A 15,975-nucleotide genomic window follows, 5' to 3' on the forward strand; every position below is an offset into this window, starting at 1 on the left:
GCGTATCTCCGCGTTAGCGGGCCGCAGGGCCGCTTACGAGCGTGTACCAGACAACTGACCGCAGCTCCACCGACAGCGATGAAGAAGAATAGTTACAACACCCATCATTAAAAGCGACACTACTCCCGGCCTTCGGCCGGGGGCGGCGGCGCTTTTCAGTGGTGGGGAGGGGCACCTGGCCGGCAAACCGGCGCCGGTTTTTATGATGAATAACGTTATGAATGCTGTAACTAATTTGGTTCTCCGGTCGGGGCCCGTCGCGAAGCGATGGGAGCTCTTTCTGGTGTTGCCGAACCGGCGCGACCGTCAGGTCGCTGCAAGGGCGGGCATTCTCTGCAGCCTGTCCACAGGGCAGGCGATGAACAGGTTATGTGTTTACAGGATTTATTAAAGGATCTTTAAAAGAGGTACAGAGCTGGTGTTTAAAAGGAACCACGCGCCCTGAAAGCCCGACGGCATGTGCTTTGTGCGGGCACTGTTGCAAATAGTCGGTGGTGATAAACTTATCATCCCCTTTTGCTGATGGAGCTGCACATGAACCCATTCAAAGGCCGGCATTTTCAGCGTGACATCATTCTGTGGGCCGTACGCTGGTACTGCAAATACGGCATCAGTTACCGTGAGCTGCAGGAGATGCTGGCTGAACGCGGAGTGAATGTCGATCACTCCACGATTTACCGCTGGGTTCAGCGTTATGCGCCTGAAATGGAAAAACGGCTGCGCTGGTACTGGCGTAACCCTTCCGATCTTTGCCCGTGGCACATGGATGAAACCTACGTGAAGGTCAATGGCCGCTGGGCGTATCTGTACCGGGCCGTCGACAGCCGGGGCCGCACTGTCGATTTTTATCTCTCCTCCCGTCGTAACAGCAAAGCTGCATACCGGTTTCTGGGTAAAATCCTCAACAACGTGAAGAAGTGGCAGATCCCGCGATTCATCAACACGGATAAAGCGCCCGCCTATGGTCGCGCGCTTGCTCTGCTCAAACGCGAAGGCCGGTGCCCGTCTGACGTTGAACACCGACAGATTAAGTACCGGAACAACGTGATTGAATGCGATCATGGCAAACTGAAACGGATAATCGGCGCCACGCTGGGATTTAAATCCATGAAGACGGCTTACGCCACCATCAAAGGTATTGAGGTGATGCGTGCACTACGCAAAGGCCAGGCCTCAGCATTTTATTATGGTGATCCCCTGGGCGAAATGCGCCTGGTAAGCAGAGTTTTTGAAATGTAAGGCCTTTGAATAAGACAAAAGGCTGCCTCATCGCTAACTTTGCAACAGTGCCCACCGTTGAACGTCACATCCGGGGCAAATGGGCCTGCGACAGCTGCGAGACGTTGATCCAGGCACCGGTGCCACCGCAGGTGATCGACAAAGGCATCCCCACCGCTGGCCTGCTGGCCCAGGTGCTGGTGGCCAAGTATGCCGACCATCTGCCGCTGTACCGTCAGGAACGCATGTTCGGCCGTGCCGGCCTGGAAATCCCGCGCTCCACCCTGGCCGAATGGGTGGGTGCCTGTGGTGTGCAGTTGCAGCCGCTGGTGGATGCGTTGAGAAATACTCTGCTGGAACACAGTGTTCTGCATGCCGATGAAACCCCGGTCAGCATGCTGGCCCCGGGCAAGAAGAAAACCCACAAGGCCTACGTCTGGGCCTACTGCACCACACCGTTTGCCGACCTGAAGGCAGCTATTTACGACTTCGCACCCAGCCGTGCAGGCGAACACGCCCGAACCTTCCTGGGTGACTGGCGGGGCAAGCTGGTCTGTGATGATTACGCTGGCTACAAGGCCGGGTTCGGCAACGGCATTACCGAAATCGGCTGTATGGCCCACGCCCGGCGCAAGTTCTATGACCTGCACGAGGCCAACAAGAGCGAATTGGCGGCCAAGGCCTTGGAATACATCGGTGGACTCTACGAGATCGAGCGGGAAACCAAAGATCTGCCACCGGATATGCGGCGGGAAATCCGGCAAACCAAAGCCAAACCCCTTGCCGATGCGCTGCATCAGTGGATGCTGGCCCATCGCCAGAAAGTGCCGGATGGCTCCGGCACGGCCAAAGCCCTGGATTACAGCCTCAAACGTTGGGAAGCGCTGACGCGCTACCTGGACGATGGCGCTGTGCCCATCGACAACAACTGGGTGGAAAACCAGATCCGACCCTGGGCGCTGGGGCGCAGCAATTGGCTGTTTGCGGGTTCACTGCGCAGTGGTCAACGTGCGGCTGCGGTCATGACCCTAATACAGTCAGCGAAGCTGAATCGGCATGATCCCTATGCCTACCTGAAGGATGTGCTGACTCGCCTGCCGACACAGAAGAACAACGCCATCGACGAGCTATTGCCCCACAACTGGAAACCGGCCATACCTAACAAGGTGTAGGCCGGACGTGTATGGAGAGCCTTCTTCGAAAGCTGGACAAGGTGCCAACTCTAGACGGCAGGATATGCCCTGGGAGATCGATGAGAGAAAGAGGAGGCCATAAGTAGAAAATTTCCCAAGCGACTGGTGGCTCGCTAGGCATACGTGTCGTGTTACTCCTAAGTTATTAGACACACTAGATTTTCCGGGCTTTGCTGGGCTGCGGGTGTCGCAGGTGTATGCCGCACGGAGATCGCAGTTAAACCTGATACTAGGCCGGCTCATGCACTAGCCGGATGTCGATTTCTCTGTCGACATACTTCCACTCCACCGAGGCCCGGAGTTCGGCCAAAAGCCTGTTAAAGCCCGGCTCATCAGACGGGGAATATTCGAACCACGTCAAGAAGTCGAAGGGTTCGCTCTCGCCCAGGTCCCGACAATGGTGGAGACGACGGGCCACAGCAGGGAGATATTGGAGCCCAATGTGAATGTGACGGGACTGCTCCTCAAAAATCTTCCGGCGTTCGTCTTGAGCCAGTCCCCACCATGAGGGGTTTTTCCGGATAGGGATCAGGGCGGCACAGGTGGCCTCTGCTCGACCCAAACTTGGCTGCTTCGCCACGAGACGATCCTTCTCTTCACGCACGACATAACGCTCGTTACTCGTTATCCCGCGAAGAAGCCATTTGGTGCCCAAAGGCTGCGGCGAAACAGAGCCAGCGGCTACGTCGAGCCGGGGGATTCCAGGGAGAGGGGCTCCCGCCACGGCATCCATCCGAACAACGCGCCAAACACCCGTTTCTCCACCAGCGAACGTAAATAATCGTGTATTCATCAGTTTCCTCTCAGGCCTTTCGCCTATTTCTCAGCCAACGCAAAACCGGCATTGCCCGGCGCAACCACTGAAACAAATATAAAAGGTTCGGGGCCAGAGTTCATTGCACCATGTACCTGCCCAGGTTTTGCGATCGCAATATCTCCAGCTTTAAGATGAGTGACTATGCCGTTACCTTGATGATATTCGGCTTCACCTGAGATAACCGTCCAAGTATCTTGGCCGTGAGGATGTACATGGGAAGCTATTTCCTGCCCAGGGTGGGCGTGCCAAACAACGACGACAGAGTCATTGGTTTCCAGAACAACCGAACGAATCGGTTCGCCGTTAGACGGACGAACATATTCATCCACCGAAAAAATCCGCGATTCAGTTTCTGCTCTCATGTTCACACCCATTTAAAACTGATTGGACACGTACTCTAAACGCAACTGCGCCTGGACAGCACATGAAGATATGTACCTAAGCGCCCTTCGGGAAAACTATGCTCTGGCGCACAGAGACCGTCAATACTCCGTCGTGGGTAGGCATGACATAACGGGAGGAGACGGGCGACGCTTTGGTCATATGTACATGAGAAGGTGGCTCGCCCGCTCGGCAGGGTTGTTGTCGATGGGCAGGTGTCCCCCTTTCGATGTAGCGGATCAGCTTTAACCAGTTGCTCGCAAGGCAATTGATTGCTTGCCCAAGGCACTTTGACGACGTGACCTGGGGAGGGGTTTTGTCCAGCCTAGCTTTCAGTTGCTCCAGGAAAGCCTGGCTTTGCGACTGGCGCGTCTGGTATCGCTGGGCATCGCCCGCCTCTTCCATGTCGCGCTCGATGCCGTAGAGCTTGTTGATAAGAGTCAGTGCCATCTCCGCTCGGCCGATCTTGCCCTTGGATTGAGTTTTCTGATGAACTTGCGCCGCGCATGCCCAGCAACCTATACGCTCGACGCCTTTCTGCCTCCAGGAGGCGCTGCGGCACCTCCTGGGTACGGCTAGCGGTGTAATTGAACAGGATGACCGGAAGATTTGGTGGGCCACCGCGATCTCCTCAGTAGCTATAGCCAAACAGGTTGGGTATGAGAAGTTCAAGGGGGGGCGAGCAAAGCCCCCGTTCCAATTGATTCTCTATTCCACACAAATGGCGATATAAGCCGGCGGGTGATGACGACCCTGGAAGCTCTGGCATCGAGAGTGGATGTCTACTCCATCGACGAGGCGTTTCTGGATCTGACCGGAATCGACCGGGTGGTAAGCTTCGAGCCTTTTGGTCGGCAGGCGATTTGGCTCAAGGTGGAATCACCGGACGGTTACGATACAACGGTCAACGCTTGCGCCTGCTGTCGATTGACACCCCGGAAACCTACAAGCCCAGGTGCGACGCCGAGCTGACGAAGGGCCGCGAGGCAACCGCACGCCTCCGCGAACTGGTTGCCAACGCTCAGCGCATCGAGGTTGTCGATTCCGGCCAAGCCGACAAGTACGACCGCCGCCTTGTTCACCTGCTGATCGACGGGCGGGACGTGGGGCAAACCCTCATGGCCGAGGGGTTAGCCGTTGAGTGGAGGCCCGGCCCGAATGCGTGGAGGGAACGCCGTCGCCACTGGTGCGGATACTGATCGCTTTTCAGCTTGAGCCAGGAGCGCCCCGCCGCAGTGATCGGCACTTGTGTCGATCCGAGGAGGCGCAAGAGCCACAAGCCCCTGATAGGACCACGTAACGCGGCCATGCCACTAGAGCACGGCCGCTTTTTTCTTTTAAAAACAAAAATATAAAAAAATCCTGTTGCTTGAGCCGGTGGTATTGTGGGCAACTGCCGACCTGTTGGCAGGGTGGGGGCAACCGCTCGCGGTTGTCCCTGGCCTGTCAATGGGGAACCGCGAAGCGGTTAGGCAGGTATCCGGCTTGCCGGATTGTCCATAATTCCACGGGCTGTTTTCCCCAGGGCTACACGTTTTATATATGTTTTTTTTGTTTTAAAGAGTTTTAGGGAATCAGAAGGCAAAATTTACCTTCATTATCAGTTGCTTATAGAACCCCTCGGTGGGTAATAGACGGTTTCCGGTGGGTAATAGACGGGGTTGGGTGGGTAAACGACGGAACCGGGTGGGTAATAGACGGACTATCCACAGGCTGGATCGCCGGATCGATCCCCTCCCGTCTATTACACACCCGCCTTGCGCAAACCCTGACCAGTAGTCGCCTCGCGCTCCGTCTATTACACACCGCCGCGCTTAGTATTCGCCTGGGTCCAGTGGGGGGAGAACCCCGGAGCTGCTGACGACTTCCCCGCGTTGCGGACGCTCGACCGTCTCGCCGGGTTTCAGCGGATAGCGCCGCAGCACTCGCCCGTATTCTTCGCTCGCCCGCTTTGCTTCCACGCGCACGCGGCCAGACTCCGAGTTGACGCAGTTCAGGTAATTTTCTGTGGCACTGTTGCAAATAGTCGGTGGTGATAAACTTATCATCCCCTTTTGCTGATGGAGCTGCACATGAACCCATTCAAAGGCCGGCATTTTCAGCGTGACATCATTCTGTGGGCCGTACGCTGGTACTGCAAATACGGCATCAGTTACCGTGAGCTGCAGGAGATGCTGGCTGAACGCGGAGTGAATGTCGATCACTCCACGATTTACCGCTGGGTTCAGCGTTATGCGCCTGAAATGGAAAAACGGCTGCGCTGGTACTGGCGTAACCCTTCCGATCTTTGCCCGTGGCACATGGATGAAACCTACGTGAAGGTCAATGGCCGCTGGGCGTATCTGTACCGGGCCGTCGACAGCCGGGGCCGCACTGTCGATTTTTATCTCTCCTCCCGTCGTAACAGCAAAGCTGCATACCGGTTTCTGGGTAAAATCCTCAACAACGTGAAGAAGTGGCAGATCCCGCGATTCATCAACACGGATAAAGCGCCCGCCTATGGTCGCGCGCTTGCTCTGCTCAAACGCGAAGGCCGGTGCCCGTCTGACGTTGAACACCGACAGATTAAGTACCGGAACAACGTGATTGAATGCGATCATGGCAAACTGAAACGGATAATCGGCGCCACGCTGGGATTTAAATCCATGAAGACGGCTTACGCCACCATCAAAGGTATTGAGGTGATGCGTGCACTACGCAAAGGCCAGGCCTCAGCATTTTATTATGGTGATCCCCTGGGCGAAATGCGCCTGGTAAGCAGAGTTTTTGAAATGTAAGGCCTTTGAATAAGACAAAAGGCTGCCTCATCGCTAACTTTGCAACAGTGCCCATTAAACTGGTGATGGAGAAAACCGGCATATCCAGGGCCACCTATTTCAGGTTAAAAAAACTGGGCCCAGGCAGTTAACCCGACGCAGGCAGCGATTTTTTCCTGTGCCGGAAAGGGTTTCGCGGTTGATGCTGATGATCCCCTGCTTAAAAACAGAGTTAACATTGCCCACAATATTGCTGGTTTTGATGAGCCGTTAAAGGAGTTTTATGAATGGATGGATGTATCTGGTGATTGCCGGCATAGCCGAAGTCTTTTATGCCGCGTCAATGCTCCGGACTGAGGGATTTACCCGGATCTACCCCAGTATTTTTTGCCTGACATTTATCGGTGTGAGCATGTACTTTTTGTCCCTGGCAACACGGACTATTCCTGTAGGAACCGCTTATGCGGTCTGGGTCGGGATTGGTGCTTTAGGGACAGCAGCGTACGGAATAATTTACTTAAATGAAGATAAGGGCCTGTTACGCATTGCCTGTTTCGGACTGATTCTGGCGGGTATCATTGGCCTGAAAATTCTGGCAGGACACAAGCAGCTGTAGGTTCTCATCCATAAACAGAACTCCGGGGGCATTCTGATTTTAGACATCAGCATGCCTCTCCCTTTCCCCTTTTTGAAATGGGACATTACCCGCTACATTAATAACAGGCGAGAGAACCGACATAACCGGGGGCGGCCAGGAAAAGTTGCCATGATTGACAAAAAGACTGCTTTTTGTTTGTACCTGCATGATTAACGGTGCGAATTTTTTCGGCAAACTATAAATGCGGGCACCAGTGTGATGATAAGCACCTGAATAAATGCCGACGGTAATGAAGGTGGCCCTGTTGATTAATAAGTTTGCAGGGAAATAAAAATCCCCGTCATCACGGGGATTTTCCGGACCCGAATGCGTTACCGGGAAGGATGCGAAGGAGAAAAGCGCAGTATCAGCATACCCGCCAGTGCTGCCAGTACAGAGCCGGCAAGTACCCCCACCTTGACCTCGTCCACCAACAGGGGGCTTTCTGCAAACGCCAGGTTGCCGATAAACAGGCTCATGGTAAACCCTATTCCGCACAGGACCGATACGCCGTAAACCTGCAGCCAGGTACTTTTTTCAGGCCGTTTTGCCAGGCCCAGGCTGACGGCCAGCAGCGACAGGCCGAAAATGCCCGCCTGCTTGCCAACAAACAGGCCCAGCGCAACGCCGACCGGTACCGGCGACATCAGGTCATCAGCCGTCATACCGGAGAGCGCGACCCCCGCATTTGCGAAGCCAAACAGCGGCAGTATCAGAAACGTCACCCACGGATTGATGCCGTGCTCCAGCCGGGCAAGAGGGGATTGTTTATCCGGATCGGTTACCCGCAGCGGGATAAAGAGCGCCAGCAGGATACCCGCGATGGTGGCGTGCACCCCGGACTGAAGCATGAAAAACCACAGCACGCCCCCCGCCAGCAGATAGGGAAACAGCCGGGTAATCCCGGCACGGTTCATGATAAACAGCAGAGCAACCGTGACCGCCGCACCGGCCAGCATCAGAAACGAAATATTACTGGTATAGAAGAGCGCAATAATAGCCACTGCGCCCATGTCGTCCAGAATAGCCAGCGCCGACAGGAAAATTTTCAGCGAGGCAGGTACGCGACTGCCCAGCAGTGCCAGTACCCCGAGCGCAAAGGCAATGTCCGTGGCGGCAGGAATTGCCCAGCCAGCGAGGGTTTCATCGCTGCCCGCATTAAACCATACGTAAATGGCCGCAGGCACGGCCATCCCGCCCAGCGCGGCAAATCCCGGCAGCGCGCGCTGGCCCCAGGTGGCAAGCTGACCGGTGAGAAGCTCGCGCTTGATTTCCAGGCCGACCATCATGAAGAACACGGCCATCAGGGCGTCGTTTATCCAGTGCTCAACGGAGAGGCCGGCGGCGTTGTATTTCAGGAATACCTCATATCCCTCCCTGAGCGGAGAGTTAGCCACGATGATAGCGGCTGCTGAGGCGATGATGAGCACGATGCCGCCGGCTGCGGGCGAGCTGAAAAATGCAGATGGCACTTCTGACATCCTCTTTTTATTTCTGTCTGGGATTTCTGACACACTCCCTCCCTTTATTCAAAAAAAACAGGCCTTCCCCTGATATACAACCGCTGGTTATCAGAGGATAAGCCGGCTGAGCTACGCTGAAGATATAAAAAATACGATAATTAATTGCTGATAAATTAACGAATTAGCGTGACGTTAATTTTATCATAACGTCCGGCCCGCTTCAGGCGGAAGAGGTAAAGCCCTGTAAAGCTGCCGCAGGCAGGGGCATTTTTATCCGTCATCAGCCACACGCTCACAGCAGCCATGTGACGACAAAAAAACCCAGGGCAGTCATCAGAATGGAGCCGGTTACGTGTACCAGCAGTGAAGTAAACGCCCAGAAATAATTACCGGACTGCAGCTGTGAGAATATTTCCAGGGAAAACGTGGAAAACGTGGTCAGCCCACCGCACAGCCCGGTGATAACAAGTAATCGCCAGGCCGGATCCAGGTCAGGATGGCGCATGAACCAGGCCAGCGACGCACCAATGATAAATCCGCCCGCAAGGTTCACTACCAGCGTGCCCGGTGGCAGGTCAGGAAACAGGCTGTTCAGGCGTGCGCCAAGCAGCCAGCGGATCAGGCAGCCAGCGGATCCACCAATGATAATGGCCAGATAAGATTTCACGGGGTTTACCTCTGTGTCAGAGGGAGTATGCAGGCTGATGATACGGGGCGGCCTGACATACTCCCGGTTAAAGGGGAGTAATATCAGGCGTCATCAGCTTCTCAGGGGAAGCGGTTGGGTAAGGTGGAACGCCATCACCTCGCCGCAATTCTGGCCCGGTCACGGGCGTTAATCAAGCGGCTATCCACTGTTTTTGTGCGACTCCCCCTGCGGCGGGCATGAGGAGCCCGTTTTCAGGCTTGACCTGAAGAGCATTAAAAATTATCGTTTCGGCAGCATTTTATATCTGACTGTGAGTCATGCACATTACGCCACCCTGAGTTTCTCTTCGCCCGTCCTTTATCAGAGAGCCTGCCGCGACAGCCAGTCCGCGCCGGGTACCGTTCTCTCATATCCGTTACGGGACTGCCACCTTTCACGGTGAACCCGCGTGTACCTGCTTCAGGGACGCAGGCGCCGTGTCCGCAGCAGCCGGTACGGACACGTCGTGATTAATCGGCGGGCTGCAGCCCGCCTTCAGGGATATTCATGCGTCAGCTTTTTCGGTTTATGTTTCATCACGCCTCTCACCTTACGTTCGGTGCGATGCTGATGGCCATGTCCAGCTTTGGACAGACCTATTTTGTCTCACTTTACGGGCAGGATTTTCGTGAGGCCTTTGGGCTCACCGACGGCGGACTGGGCGGCCTGTACGCAATCGGAACGGTGATGAGCGCCATCACGCTGACCTGGGCCGGACGGCTGATTGACTACACCACGACCCGCCGCTTCACGCTGGCGGTCACCCTTTTGCTGCTCACGGCCTGCCTGCTGGTTTCCGGCGCACAGGCGGCGTGGATGCTGTGCATCGGGTTTTACTTTCTGCGCCTCGGCGGCCAGGGACTGATGGTGCATACTGCGCTGACCGCAACGGCGCGCCAGTTCCCCCTTGATGCAGGCAAGGCGCTCGGCGCCATCGCGCTGGGGCTCTCGCTGGCGCAGGCCGTTTTTCCTGTGATTGCGGTGCAGATAAGCGCGCTGACGGGATGGCGCGCTGCCTGGGGCATCAATGCCGGAATGCTTGTTGCCGGCGTGGGGGTCGCGCTGATGTTTTTGCCCCGCGGGAAAGAGAAGCCGCTGCGTACGTTCAGAAAGCGGGGTGAGGAGAAAGAAAAAGAGGCGCCGGTATGGCGAAACCGCAACCTGCTGCTGGCGCTGCCTGTCGTGCTGGCCTCCCCCTTTATCACCACCGGCTTCTTCTTCCACCAGGCGAGGCTGGCACAGGAGAAAGGCTGGGAGCTGTCGTGGGTGGCGGTATGGTTTATTGCCTATGCCATTACCCAGGCGGTATCGCTGCTGTCGTTTGGCCCGCTGATTGACCGGCTCTCACCACGCAGGCTGCTGCCGTGGTTTCTGATGCCACAGGCCCTGGCCATGCTGGCGCTATGGCTCAGCAACGGTCAGTGGGTGACGCCTTTTTACCTGATTATGACCGGCGTATCGTCGGCCATTGCCTCAACGCTTGCCACCGCGCTCTGGGTACAGCTGTTTGGTCCGGCGCAGCTGGCCAGGGTGCGCTCGGCGGTTGAGGCAGGGACGGTGATTGCCAGCGGGGCATCCCCGGTAATCATGGGCGTGCTGATAGATAACCATGTCACCCTGCATCTTCAGGCCCTGTTCTGCCTGGTCTACATTCTTGGCGCCAGCCTGCTGGCCACCGGTATCAGGACGGATGCGCCGCAATAACGCGCCTTTACCTTCATACCCGTCATCCTCTTTCCCCTGTGAAGGCGGGCCTGATATCAGGCCCGCCTGTTTCATCGCAGCATCAGCAGGGGCTGACGGCTTTCAGACAGCATTTCCGTGGTGTGGCTGCCAATAAAGAATCGCCGTAACCGGGAGTGCCCGCAGGCCCCCATTACCGTGAGGTCGATATCATGGGCGTCCGCGTAGCGGCACAGCGCCCCGGTTACGGACTCGTCTTCCAGCAGGCGTGTCTCGGTCGTGATACCGGCTTCCTGAAGAACAGCCTGCGCATCCTGCAGGGCTGACATGTCACCGTTGACCATCACGATATGACAGCTCAGGCCGTGCAGCAGCGGGCTGACCGTCAGGCGCGTCAGGTTTTTACGGCTCTCACTGCTGCCGTCGTACGCAAACATCACCCGCGCCGGCGGCGTAAACGTCTCCGGCACAATCAGCACCGGGTTTTTCTGCAGGCGAATGACGCTTTCCAGATGGCTGCCTACCTGATTCTGCGTCCCGCGGCGCCCCAGCACCATCAGCCGGACTTCGCCCAGCTCCGCCAGGATTTCGTCCAGTGCGCCGTGCTTTTGCAGCAGCTGTGCGTCCGGCTGTCCGGTCTGCTTCAGGAGCTCCGCACAGCCGGCCAGCACGGCCTTGCCCTGCGCCATCAGCAGCCGGCTGCGCTCACCCTCGACGCGGACCAGCGCTTCGGTCAGCTGCTCCCGGCTGTCAATACCAATGCTCCCGGTCAGGTCAGACACGGCGGGAGTCTCACTCTTTTCGAGCACGTGCAGCAGCGCCAGCGGCGCGCCAAGTTTACCGGCTGCCCAGGCAGCATACTCACAGACCGGCCGGGTTGACGGCGAGCCGTCAACGCAGGCAATAACGGTGTTATTCATGATGCTTTCTCCAGTAAATTAATGGCCACCCATCAGCTTTTCCACTTCTTCAGGCTTGTCATGCACTCCGAAGCGGTCAACGAGGGTGCGGGTCGCGTCATTCATACCCTTGATCTCCACTTCCGTGCCTTCGCGACGGAACTTGATAACCACCCGGTCCAGCGCGCTCACGGAGGTGATATCCCAGAAGTGGGCGTGCGTTACGTCAATCACCACGCGCTCCACCGCTTCACGGAAGTCGAAGTGGCTCATAAAGCGATCGGATGAGGCAAAGAATACCTGGCCGGCTACGGTATAGGTGCGGGTGTCGTCCTTCAGCTCAGAGGAGACCGCCATAAAGCGGGCGACCTTGGTGGCGAAGTTCAGCGAGGCAATCAGCACGCCGGTGAGCACGCCAAACGCCAGGTTATCGGTCGCCACCACCACCACCACGGTGGCCAGCATCACCACGCTGGTTGACAGCGGATGGCTGCGCAGGTTGCTGATGGAGCGCCAGGAGAAGGTGCCGATGGAGACCATGATCATCACCGCCACCAGAGCCGCCATGGGTATCCGGGACACCCAGTCGCGCAGGAACACCACCATCAGCAGCAGCACCACGCCGGCGGTGAGCGTGGAAAGCCGCCCGCGCCCGCCCGATTTGACGTTGATCACCGACTGGCCAATCATCGCGCAGCCCGCCATGCCGCCGATAAAGGAGGTGCAGATGTTGGCCACGCCCTGCGCCTTGCACTCGCGGTTTTTATCGCTCGGCGTGTCGGTCATGTCGTCCACGATGGTGGCGGTCATCATCGACTCCAGCAGCCCCACCACGGCAAGTCCTGCCGAGTACGGCAGAATAATCATCAGCGTGTCGAGGTTAAGCGGGATATCCGGGATCAGAAACACCGGCAGGCTGTCCGGCAGTTTGCCCATGTCACCCACGGTGCGCACGTCCAGGTGCAGCCACATGGAAATGGCGGTCAGCACGATGATGCAGACCAGCGGCGAGGGAATGGTTTTGTTCAGATACGGGAAGAGATAAATGATGCCCAGGCCCGCAGCGGTCAGGGCATAAACGTGCCAGGTGACGTTGGTCAGCTCCGGCAGCTGCGCCATAAATATCAGGATGGCCAGCGCGTTCACGAAACCGGTGACCACCGAGCGGGAGACGTAGCGCATCAGGCTGCCCAGCTTCAGGTAGCCGGCCGCCAGCTGCAGTACGCCGGTCAGCGCCGAGGCCGCCAGCAGATACTGCAGGCCGTGGTCTTTTACAAGCGTGATCAGCAGCAGCGCCATCGCACCGGTGGCGGACGATATCATTGCCGGACGGCCGCCGAGGAAGGCCATAACCAGGGGAATACAGAACGCAGAGTAGAGCCCGACCTGCGGGTCGACTCCGGCGATGATGGAAAAGGCGATCGCTTCGGGAATAAGCGCGAGCGCGACCACAATACCGGCAAGGACGTCACCACGGACGTTACCCAGCCAGTCCTTACGCGTCGAGGACAGCAGCATAGTCATTTCTCAGTTTTTGATTACGGTCAGCCCGTGAGGGCAAAAATTTTACGTACGAAAAAGCACATCCGCAGACGGGATGTTTTTGAGTGCGCGCCGAAGTTTATTCAGTGCGACAGAGGAGGGGTACGACTCAGGGTGGCGTAAGACGCATGGTGGTGTTTATCACTCCTTCACGGCTGACAGAGCAGCGCGGGTAATCAGAAAGACCGGATGAACAGACGTTCAGTACCGGCCACAAATGCCCGCCGGGCAGATGAACCACGGCAAAAAGCGCTTTTTACTCTACACGAATTGTTAACGGGGTCAACGCGCAGGGCAAAAACGCTGTTCATGGAATGCCGGTCAGGCGCATCCGGACGGAAAGTCCTTCTGCATGCTCAGGCTCGTCCGGCGTTCGCACATACATATGATTAAGTGAATATAAATTTGACGGAGAAAGTTTCACAGGTACACTCAGGTCAGTCACAATAAGGAGTCACCATGCCACCCGTGTCCCCCCTGCAGCTTTTTAAAAGCCTTTCCGACGAAACCCGACTCAGCCTCGTGCTGCTGCTACGCGAAAAAGGGGAGCTCTGCGTCTGTGAACTTACGTCCGTGCTGAAAGAAACTCAGCCCAAAATCTCACGGCATCTGGCTCTGCTGAGAGAAAACGGGCTGCTTACCGACCGGCGGGACGGAAAATGGATCCACTATCGTCTGTCGCCTCATATGCCGGCGTGGGCAGCGGCGGTTATCGAACAGGCTTATCTCTGCCAGCGGGATGATATCCGCCAGCTCAGCCGGCAGGCTGAACGCGATAACGCCACCACCAACGGCAAGCCTGTCTGCATTTAAAAATTTACCGGTATATATCTGGATTATCGAATATATTACGCATCGAAAATTTATCAGTCCGGTTTAACAGGCATTTGTATTCAATAGGAGCGGGTATGTTTCTGGCAGGTGCGATTTTCATCCTGACGCTGGTACTGGTCATCTGGCAGCCGAAGGGGCTGAGCATTGGCTGGAGTGCCGTCATCGGTGCGGCGCTGGCGCTGCTGACCGGCGTGGTGCACATCGGTGATATTCCGGTGGTCTGGCAGATTGTCTGGAACGCCACGGGCACGTTCATTGCGGTCATCATTATCAGCCTGCTGCTCGATGAGTCCGGCTTTTTTGAGTGGGCCGCGCTGCACGTTTCCCGCTGGGGAGGCGGCAGGGGCCGGCTGCTGTTCACGTATATCGTTCTGCTGGGTGCCGCAGTGGCGGCGCTGTTTGCCAATGACGGAGCCGCGCTAATTCTGACGCCGATCGTTATTGCCATGCTGCTGGCGCTGGGATTCACTCCCGGCTCCACGCTGGCGTTTGTGATGGCAGCGGGCTTTATCGCTGACACCTCCAGCCTGCCGCTCATCGTATCGAACCTGGTGAACATCGTAACGGCTGACTTCTTTACGCTGGGCTTCAGCGAGTACGCATCCGTCATGGTGCCGGTGAACATTGCCTCCATTGCGGCCACGCTGGTGATGCTTCATCTCTTTTTCCGCAGGGACATCCCGGTCACCTATGACCTGGCGAAGCTGAAGGCACCGCGGGAAGCCATCCGGGATGCACGAACCTTTAAGGCTGGCTGGGTGGTTTTGGTTCTTCTGCTGGTTGGCTTTTTTGCTCTGGAGCCGCTCGGCGTGCCGGTCAGCCTGGTGGCGGCGGTGGCGGCGTTTATTCTCTGGCTGGTTGCCCGCAAAGGACACGTGATTGACGCCGGCAGGGTGCTGAAAGGCGCGCCCTGGCAGATCGTTATCTTTTCGCTGGGCATGTATCTGGTGGTATACGGACTGCGTAACGCCGGACTGACTGATTACCTTTCCGCCGCCCTGAACCGGTTTGCAGAGCACGGCGTATGGGGCGCAACGCTCGGCACCGGCTTCCTGACGGCGGCACTCTCGTCCGTCATGAACAACATGCCCACCGTGCTGGTTGGCGCGTTGTCGATTGACGGTAGTAGCGCACAGGGCGTGGTGAAGCAGGCGATGATTTACGCCAACGTCATCGGCTGTGACCTCGGCCCGAAAATAACCCCTATCGGCAGCCTCGCAACCCTGCTGTGGCTGCACGTGCTGGCACAGAAAAACATCACCATCAGCTGGGGCTATTACTTCCGCGTGGGCATCGTGATGACCCTGCCGGTGCTTTTTGTCACGCTGGCCGCGCTGGCCCTGCGCCTGTCTGTTTAACTTTAACCCCGGGGCTGCGCCCGTGCAGCCCCTTTACGGAGTACCGCTTATGACTGACATTACCATTTACCACAACCCGGCCTGCGGGACATCCCGCAATACCCTGGCGCTTATCCGTAACAGCGGCGCCGAACCCACGGTTATTCTGTATCTGGAAACGCCGCCGTCACGCGATGAGCTGAAGAAGCTGATTGCGGATATGGGCATCGGCGTGCGCGACCTGCTGCGCAAAAATACCGAACCGTACGAACAGCTCGGCCTGGCAGAAGACCGCTTCAGCAATGACGAACTGCTCGATGCCATGCTGGCTCATCCGATCCTCATTAATCGCCCGGTGGTAGTGACACCGCTCGGCACGAAGCTGTGCCGTCCCTCCGAAGTGGTTCTGGACATACTGCCGGACCCGCAGCAGGGCGCGTTTACCAAAGAGGACGGCGAAGCCGTCATTGATGAGCACGGGAACCGCGTCAGCCACTGATTTTTTACCAGGCTGCGGGCATAACAGT

At 57.0% G+C, this 15,975-nt stretch carries 14 protein-coding genes, 3 pseudogenes and 1 riboswitch; of the genes and pseudogenes, 10 read left to right on the plus strand and 7 right to left on the minus strand.

Annotated elements, in window-relative coordinates; all coding sequences use genetic code 11:
- The first annotated feature begins 534 nt into the window (after positions 1–534).
- The gene (locus B8P98_RS28615) at positions 535–1,239 is read left to right on the plus strand and encodes an IS6-like element IS26 family transposase (protein WP_001067855.1); all 705 of its coding nucleotides are present in this window, start codon (positions 535–537) and stop codon (positions 1,237–1,239) included.
- A gap of 53 nt (positions 1,240–1,292) precedes the next feature.
- A pseudogene (gene tnpC, locus B8P98_RS28620) lies at positions 1,293–2,390 on the plus strand (IS66 family transposase); the annotation flags it as partial.
- 250 nt (positions 2,391–2,640) lie between these two features.
- Here the strand turns inward: tnpC and B8P98_RS28625 are convergent.
- From B8P98_RS28625 to B8P98_RS28635, 3 genes and pseudogenes are all read right to left on the minus strand, one after another.
- A complete protein-coding gene (locus tag B8P98_RS28625) occupies positions 2,641–3,204 on the minus strand; it encodes a chlorite dismutase family protein (protein ID WP_001097412.1) in 564 nt (187 codons plus the stop codon).
- Positions 3,205–3,227: 23 nt separating this feature from the next.
- Positions 3,228–3,602, minus strand: coding sequence for a cupin domain-containing protein (locus tag B8P98_RS28630; protein WP_001348195.1), 375 nt, complete (start codon positions 3,600–3,602; stop codon positions 3,228–3,230).
- Positions 3,603–3,791: 189 nt separating this feature from the next.
- A pseudogene (locus B8P98_RS28635) lies at positions 3,792–4,228 on the minus strand (IS66 family transposase); the annotation flags it as partial.
- 104 nt (positions 4,229–4,332) lie between these two features.
- On the opposite strand from B8P98_RS28635, the pseudogene B8P98_RS31955 reads away from it, so the two are divergent.
- The 4 genes and pseudogenes from B8P98_RS31955 to B8P98_RS28660 form a co-directional block, all read left to right on the plus strand.
- Positions 4,333–4,467 (plus strand): annotated as a pseudogene (locus B8P98_RS31955) (Y-family DNA polymerase); the annotation flags it as partial.
- A gap of 53 nt (positions 4,468–4,520) precedes the next feature.
- A complete protein-coding gene (locus B8P98_RS28645; protein WP_009486461.1) occupies positions 4,521–4,808 on the plus strand; it encodes a thermonuclease family protein in 288 nt (95 codons plus the stop codon).
- Positions 4,809–5,681: 873 nt separating this feature from the next.
- Positions 5,682–6,386: an IS6-like element IS26 family transposase gene (locus B8P98_RS28650; RefSeq protein ID WP_001067855.1), complete on the plus strand. Its 705-nt coding sequence runs from the start codon at positions 5,682–5,684 to the stop codon at positions 6,384–6,386.
- A 262-nt stretch (positions 6,387–6,648) separates the two neighbouring features.
- Positions 6,649–6,981, plus strand: a complete 333-nt coding sequence (locus B8P98_RS28660) for a DMT family transporter (protein WP_004118538.1) — start codon at positions 6,649–6,651, stop codon at positions 6,979–6,981.
- 353 nt (positions 6,982–7,334) lie between these two features.
- Here B8P98_RS28660 and nhaA read toward each other — a convergent pair whose 3' ends face one another.
- On the minus strand, positions 7,335–8,483 hold the full coding sequence (gene nhaA, locus B8P98_RS28665) for a Na+/H+ antiporter NhaA (protein ID WP_011977829.1): 1,149 nt from the start codon (positions 8,481–8,483) through the stop codon (positions 7,335–7,337).
- A gap of 274 nt (positions 8,484–8,757) precedes the next feature.
- Complete coding sequence (gene crcB / locus B8P98_RS28670) at positions 8,758–9,132, minus strand: fluoride efflux transporter CrcB (RefSeq protein ID WP_004118534.1); 375 nt, start codon at positions 9,130–9,132, stop codon at positions 8,758–8,760.
- Between the two features lie 77 nt (positions 9,133–9,209).
- Positions 9,210–9,280, minus strand: a riboswitch (Fluoride riboswitch).
- 380 nt (positions 9,281–9,660) lie between these two features.
- Here crcB and B8P98_RS28675 point away from each other — a divergent pair.
- A complete protein-coding gene (locus B8P98_RS28675; RefSeq protein WP_001549953.1) occupies positions 9,661–10,857 on the plus strand; it encodes an MFS transporter in 1,197 nt (398 codons plus the stop codon).
- 71 nt (positions 10,858–10,928) lie between these two features.
- On the opposite strand, the gene B8P98_RS28680 is transcribed toward B8P98_RS28675, so the two are convergent.
- Positions 10,929–11,756, minus strand: a complete 828-nt coding sequence (locus tag B8P98_RS28680) for a universal stress protein (protein ID WP_004118529.1) — start codon at positions 11,754–11,756, stop codon at positions 10,929–10,931.
- 18 nt (positions 11,757–11,774) lie between these two features.
- Positions 11,775–13,253: a SulP family inorganic anion transporter gene (locus B8P98_RS28685; RefSeq protein WP_001549885.1), complete on the minus strand. Its 1,479-nt coding sequence runs from the start codon at positions 13,251–13,253 to the stop codon at positions 11,775–11,777.
- 483 nt (positions 13,254–13,736) lie between these two features.
- On the opposite strand from B8P98_RS28685, the gene B8P98_RS28690 reads away from it, so the two are divergent.
- From B8P98_RS28690 to arsC, 3 genes are all read left to right on the plus strand, one after another.
- Positions 13,737–14,090, plus strand: a complete 354-nt coding sequence (locus B8P98_RS28690; protein ID WP_001549886.1) for a metalloregulator ArsR/SmtB family transcription factor — start codon at positions 13,737–13,739, stop codon at positions 14,088–14,090.
- Positions 14,091–14,185: 95 nt separating this feature from the next.
- A complete protein-coding gene (locus tag B8P98_RS28695) occupies positions 14,186–15,469 on the plus strand; it encodes an arsenic transporter (protein ID WP_001549887.1) in 1,284 nt (427 codons plus the stop codon).
- Between the two features lie 49 nt (positions 15,470–15,518).
- Complete coding sequence (gene arsC, locus B8P98_RS28700; protein WP_001549888.1) at positions 15,519–15,947, plus strand: glutaredoxin-dependent arsenate reductase; 429 nt, start codon at positions 15,519–15,521, stop codon at positions 15,945–15,947.
- Positions 15,948–15,975: the final 28 nt, after the last annotated feature.

The organism is Klebsiella quasivariicola, assembly GCF_002269255.1.
Taxonomy (GTDB): Bacteria; Pseudomonadota; Gammaproteobacteria; order Enterobacterales; family Enterobacteriaceae; genus Klebsiella; species Klebsiella quasivariicola.